The sequence below is a fragment of the Kitasatospora sp. NPDC086791 genome (assembly GCF_040685975.1).
Classification (GTDB): Bacteria; Actinomycetota; Actinomycetes; order Streptomycetales; family Streptomycetaceae; genus Kitasatospora.
In genome coordinates, this window is the sequence record NZ_JBFBOC010000063.1 from 1 (window position 1) to 5,169 (window position 5,169).

Sequence of the window (5,169 nt, forward strand, 5' to 3'; positions counted from 1 at the left end):
GGAGAGCAGGTCGCCCAGCGCGCGCAGGCGGTCGTTGGTCTCGGTGACCTGGGCGGCGGTGCGCAGGGCACCCCCGTGCAGTCGGGCTCTTCGTCAGGAGGTCTGGCGGCGGGCTGCCTCAAGGCGCCGTCGGAGGTCGCGGATGATCTCGCTCCAGCGCCACGACTCCGGGGCGTCCCAGTACTTCTCGCCGATCGGGTGCCAGTCGGACAGCTCGCTCAGTTGAACGGCCAGCGCTTCCCAGTCGGTCGGGTGCGTGGTGCCCGAGTCCCGGTCGAGCTTCCGGGCGACGTCGTGGAGGCGGTGGGCCGCCCGGTAGTAGGACAGCTGGGTGTCGGTCAGTCGCCGTACCGCGAAGCCGTCGCACTTGCTGCACCAGTCGAAGTCGTCGCGGGCGAGGAGGTCCGCGATGCGCAGCAGGTCGTCGTGCTCGGTGACGCCGCGTTCTCCGGAGTGTGAGCAGAACGGTGAGTGGCCCTTGCGTTGCCAGCCAGGATCGGCATCGGTGGTGTAGACCTGTACATCGGCGAGGACGCCCAGCGGGATTCCGCTGCCGCCGTGCCACCGGTCGGTGCCGGGCTGCTCGAACGGTTGGAGGCGAAGGCGGCGGGCGCTGACCAGCAGGCCGTGCCACACCGCGCTGGACACGGTACGGCGGCGGCCGTCGCGGTCGGGGCCGCCGTCGAGAGTGCGCAGGTCCGCCGCGCCGCGTGCCATGGCCAGGCATCGCAGCTCCTGTTCAGGGTTCTCCCTCCAGTACCTCAGGCGAGCGGTGATGCGGGCGCCGTCTGCGAGACCGAGGTCCTCTCCGAACCGCGGATCGTGCGGATCGCGGACGGGGGCGGGCCAGACGCTCTCCCCGTCGTCTTCGTCGGGACGAGGCCCGACTTCCCGGATCCACGGTTCGATGACGCTCGCCGGCAGGTCCGAGGCTCCGGCGATGATGGTTCCGCGCCACCCGGCGGCCAGCCGCCTCTCCACGACCGCCAGTGGCAAGACCCCCGGTCCTCCGTCCGGAGAGAAGACCAGGTACAGCTGGTCGTCACCCGCCGAGACGGCGCGCAGCGCGCGCACGTGGTCGGCGGCGAGCGACTGGCGGTCACGGACGGGGGTGTCGTCGAAGATCCCCGGCCTGATGTGGGCCACGGCCGTTTCGGCCCCGGTACCGGTCGTCGTTTCGGTCGTGGCGGTGGTGTGGGGTTCGCAGTCGAGGAGGGAGGCGCGGGAGTCGAGAAGTCGGCCGGCGATAAGGGGCGGGACCCGCAGGGTGAGGGTGCGCCGGGCCCAGTCGGCGGTGGCGAGGTAGGTGACGAGAACGCCGGTGGTCCAATTGTCGAGTTCGCTGAGGAATCCCCGCTCGTACCGGTGCGAGGAGTCGTCGGCGACCTCCGACAGGTGCGCGGTCACCAGCAAGATCGGCGCGGGCTCGGCCCCGGCAGCTGCGGCACGCGCCAGGTCCTCCCAGGACGCGACCAGCTCGTCAGCGGCGGAACATGCCTGTGCGTAGCCCTTGCGGTTGGAGCGCATACCGTGGGTGAGCGTGTAGGAGATGTACGAGCGCTCACTCGGCCGGCCCCAGCCGGCTTCGGCCTTGCGCTGCCAGTCCCGCCACAGTGCCTTCAGTCCCCTGTTGATCTCCTCCCGCGTGCCGATCGCCGTCAGCGCCGGATCGTCGGTGGGCAGGTCCGGCTCGTCCAGTAGTGCCGCTGCCGCGCCGGTCAGGAGTCCGTCCGGGTCGACGAACCGTGCAGCCTGCACACGCAGCGTCTCCAGGTGCTCCTTCTTCACGGCCAGTTTCGGCTCCGCCCAGTCAGCGAGCCAGGGGAACATCTCGGCAGCGGCCTGGGCCCGGTGCAGGCTCTTCGCCGCATCCCGCCAGGCGGAGAACACGCTGTCCCGCACGTGCTCGGCGTCGTCGCGCGCCTCTTCGTCGTCGCCGTCCGCTTCCTCGCTGTCAGGGTCGACTGCGGGCTCGGTGCGCAGCAGGTCTGCGGCGGCCTGGACCTCGCTCTCGTCCCACCAGGTGTCCTCGTCCGGCCCGGTGTGGGATCGCAGCTGGTACAACAGGCCGATCCCTCCGAGTTCCTTGAGGAAAACACCCAGGCCGGTTTCCGGGCGCACCCACGCGCCCCACTGCGCGCAGCGCGAGCACATCCGGCCGATCGTCTCCGCGTTCAACGGGACCTGGGCCGTCGTGATGTCACGGGCACGCAGCTGGGCGCACGTCGTCGCAGCATGGAGCTTGGCGTTCTTGCCCTTGGCCGAATAGACGGTGACGGGCGTGCCCTCGAACGGGCCGAGCGGAACATCTGCGGTCAGAGCACAGTCGAGCACGTGACTCCCCTATCGGTCTCGGCTTGCGAGCCTAGATGAGGGCACCGACAAGGTCAGCCGAGAACGCTGTTCCCACATGCGTCCTGCGGACGACGGCAAGCGGCCCCGCCTGGCCGGTGATCTCCTGTCCGCCCGGGCGGCGTCGGTGTCATTCCCCCGCGGTGAGCCAGCGCAGGCGCCCGTCCTTGGGAGAGCTCCGGCAGGTGAGGGCCAGGCCCTTCGAGGAGGTGGCGGTGGCGCCGGCCTCGCGGCACTTGCGGTGGGGTTCGTTGCAGCTTCCCTTCTTCTTGCCGGGTATCTGGGCGCAGTTCTCGGTGTCGTGCGCTTCCTTACCCACAGGGGAGAGGTTGTCGTAGTTGCTCCCGTCATGCCGCCCAGGGGAGTCTCCGTCCGGGCCGGCCGTCGCTGTCGGCTTCCCGGTCCCGCCGCTCCCGGTGGGTGCTGGAGCGGTGCCGGCCAGGGGTGCGGTCGGCGAGGACGTCCGGGCCGGGGCCGGCGGAGTGGAAGCCGCCATCGGCACGGGCGACAGCGGTGGGACGGACAACGGCAGTGCGGATGACGAGGCCGCCACGGAGGACGGGTTCGGCGCAGCGTCGGGCGACAGCCCGGTGCCGCACGCCGTGGCCATGCCGAGGAGCGCGCCCGCGACGAACAGCGCCGTGACCCTCGACATGGTGGGCATATTGATCACGAAACGGGGCATCGGGTCAGTGTAGGCAGTCAGTGATCTTGGCCGATCGCGGTACCCGCCACGGTGGGGAGAAACCAAGGATCGTAGACGTACTGCACGGGCCCCGCCCCGTGGAACAGCGCGTGACCATGAAAGAATCCTGCAGGTGAGCCCTATATCGCCCGGGAAGCCGGTTCAGCTGTGTTCGGATCCTGGTTGTTCGCAGCCGACCGCGTACCGGACGCGTTCGCGCGATGCCTGGTGCGACGATCACATCACAGGCATCCTCCGCGTCGGCGGCCTGGAGCCGTTGGAGCCGTTCGCCAAGCCGACGGCGTGGCGTCTGACCCGGTGCCTGACGTGTGGCTGCGAGGCCCACTACCGATTCGAGTACACGGTCTCCAAGAACGCGGAGGACGAGGCGACCTGCCGGGCGTGCTACTGGCGCCAGTGGGCGCAGGACGAACGACGGCGCCACGGCGCGTACGCGGATCTGACGCCGGTCCCCGCGGCTGAGGCCAGGGAGCACGCGGAGCAACACGGCTACGACTACCTGGCAGCACTGACCGACCCGTCCTACCGCGACGACCCTCATCACGTCCGGTGCCGGTACTGCAACCGTCTCGCCGCCGAACGGATGGGGGACATCGCGTTCGGCTGCCGGTGCCAGACCAACCCGAGCCGCGCACGACAGACGCCCAACCCGCCCGGGCAGAAGCAGCGGGCCCTGCTCAAGGACTCCGGGCTCGCCGTCCTCGCATGGTGGGACCACGAGGCGAACGACCTCTCACAGTGGGAGACCGTCACCGTCACAGCCCGCCGCGAGGCGGCCTGGCGCTGCCCCGACTGCGGCTTGCAATTCACCGCCCGAGTCCACGACATGATCCACCGGGCGCAGTGCCCCTCGTGCGAGCCGAAGCGCCGGGCCGAGTGGGAGGCTGAGTACGAGCGCTACCAGGGGACCCCGGTCGCCGACGTGCCCGAGTTGCTCGCCGCGTGGGCCGACGATGAGGACCCCCGGACCGTCCCGGTCTCCGGGTACGGCCGGTTGCACCGGTTCCGCTGTCCGAGCGGGCACCACCCGCGGGTGTCGCCGTACACCTACCTCCGGTCGGGTTGTCCGTCCTGCCGGAGCCAGGAGACGCGCACGGCCGGCCTGGAAGCCGTCGAAGCCGATCCGGCCCCGTTCCGGCTCAGCCCGGAGATCGCCTCCCAGTGGCACCCGACCCTCAACGGGCGCATCAGTCTGGCCAAGCTGTCCCCGCGCTCACGCAGGACCGTGTGGTGGCGCGACCCCGGCTGCGGCCATGAGTGGCAGGACACGCCGGAGCAGCGGGACAAGGGCCAGCGTCTGCGCTGCCCCGAGTGCCGCACGATCCTGGACTCGCTCGCCTTCCACTTCCCGGACCTCGCGACCGAGTGGTCGCCGGTGAACCCGGTCTCCGCCTGGCACGTAGGGCCGTCTGGGCAGACCGTGTTCGTCCCGACCTGGGTATGCTCCGCCATCCCTGAGCACGTGTGGCAGGCCTCCCTGCCCTCCCGCGCCGCTGGCAGCGGGTGCCCCGAGTGCAGGGAGCACGGCAAGTCGCAGATCGAACTGGACCACCACGAGGCGGCGGAGCGCGCCTTCGGCAAGGCCGCCTCCGGCCAGGCCGTGCGCCACGGCGCGTTCGTCCGGCGAAGCGTCTGGCACGTCGACATCACGGTCGAACTCGGCGACGGACACAAGCTCGCCATCGAGTACGACGGCTCCTACTGGCACGCGGACAAGGCCGATGTCGATGAAGAGAAGTCCCGCGACCTGCTCGCCGCCGGCTACCTCGTCGCCCGGCTGCGCGAACATCCCCTCCCGGCCCTGCCGATCGACGACCCCGGCTACACCGAGTTCGTCGTCCACTCCACCGCTCCCAACCCCGATGGCGTGATCAGCCGCGTGAGGCAGTGGGTGTCGGAGCGCCGGCTGCCGGGCTCGTGGTGACGCCTGGGCTGGTGCTTGAGCTACCTCCCCAGGCGCGGGGACGGGAAGATGGTGCTGCCGTGGGCGCATAGTCCAGCAGCGGCGAGAGCCACCGGAAGCTGTCAAGTCAAATGAGACGGTCTGTTGCTATATGGACTGTTGAGCGGGTTCTGTCTCCTGCTTCGGCTCGTTGATCCAGACCGTCTGG

At 70.3% G+C, this 5,169-nt stretch carries 4 protein-coding genes; 2 read left to right on the top strand and 2 right to left on the bottom strand.

The annotated features are described in order from the left end of the window. Positions 1-93: 93 nt before the first annotated feature. Together AB0Q99_RS34120 and AB0Q99_RS34125 are read right to left on the bottom strand one after the other, a co-directional pair. On the bottom strand, positions 94-2,334 hold the full coding sequence (locus AB0Q99_RS34120) for a hypothetical protein (RefSeq protein WP_363578127.1): 2,241 nt from the start codon (positions 2,332-2,334) through the stop codon (positions 94-96). 148 nt (positions 2,335-2,482) lie between these two features. Further along, the gene (locus tag AB0Q99_RS34125) at positions 2,483-2,671 is read right to left on the bottom strand and encodes a hypothetical protein (RefSeq protein WP_363578129.1); all 189 of its coding nucleotides are present in this window, start codon (positions 2,669-2,671) and stop codon (positions 2,483-2,485) included. A gap of 163 nt (positions 2,672-2,834) precedes the next feature. On the opposite strand from AB0Q99_RS34125, the gene AB0Q99_RS34130 reads away from it, so the two are divergent. Continuing rightward, complete coding sequence (locus tag AB0Q99_RS34130; protein ID WP_363578131.1) at positions 2,835-3,050, top strand: hypothetical protein; 216 nt, start codon at positions 2,835-2,837, stop codon at positions 3,048-3,050. 264 nt (positions 3,051-3,314) lie between these two features. Beyond that, positions 3,315-4,982, top strand: a complete 1,668-nt coding sequence (locus AB0Q99_RS34135; protein WP_363578133.1) for a zinc-ribbon domain-containing protein — start codon at positions 3,315-3,317, stop codon at positions 4,980-4,982. Positions 4,983-5,169: the final 187 nt, after the last annotated feature.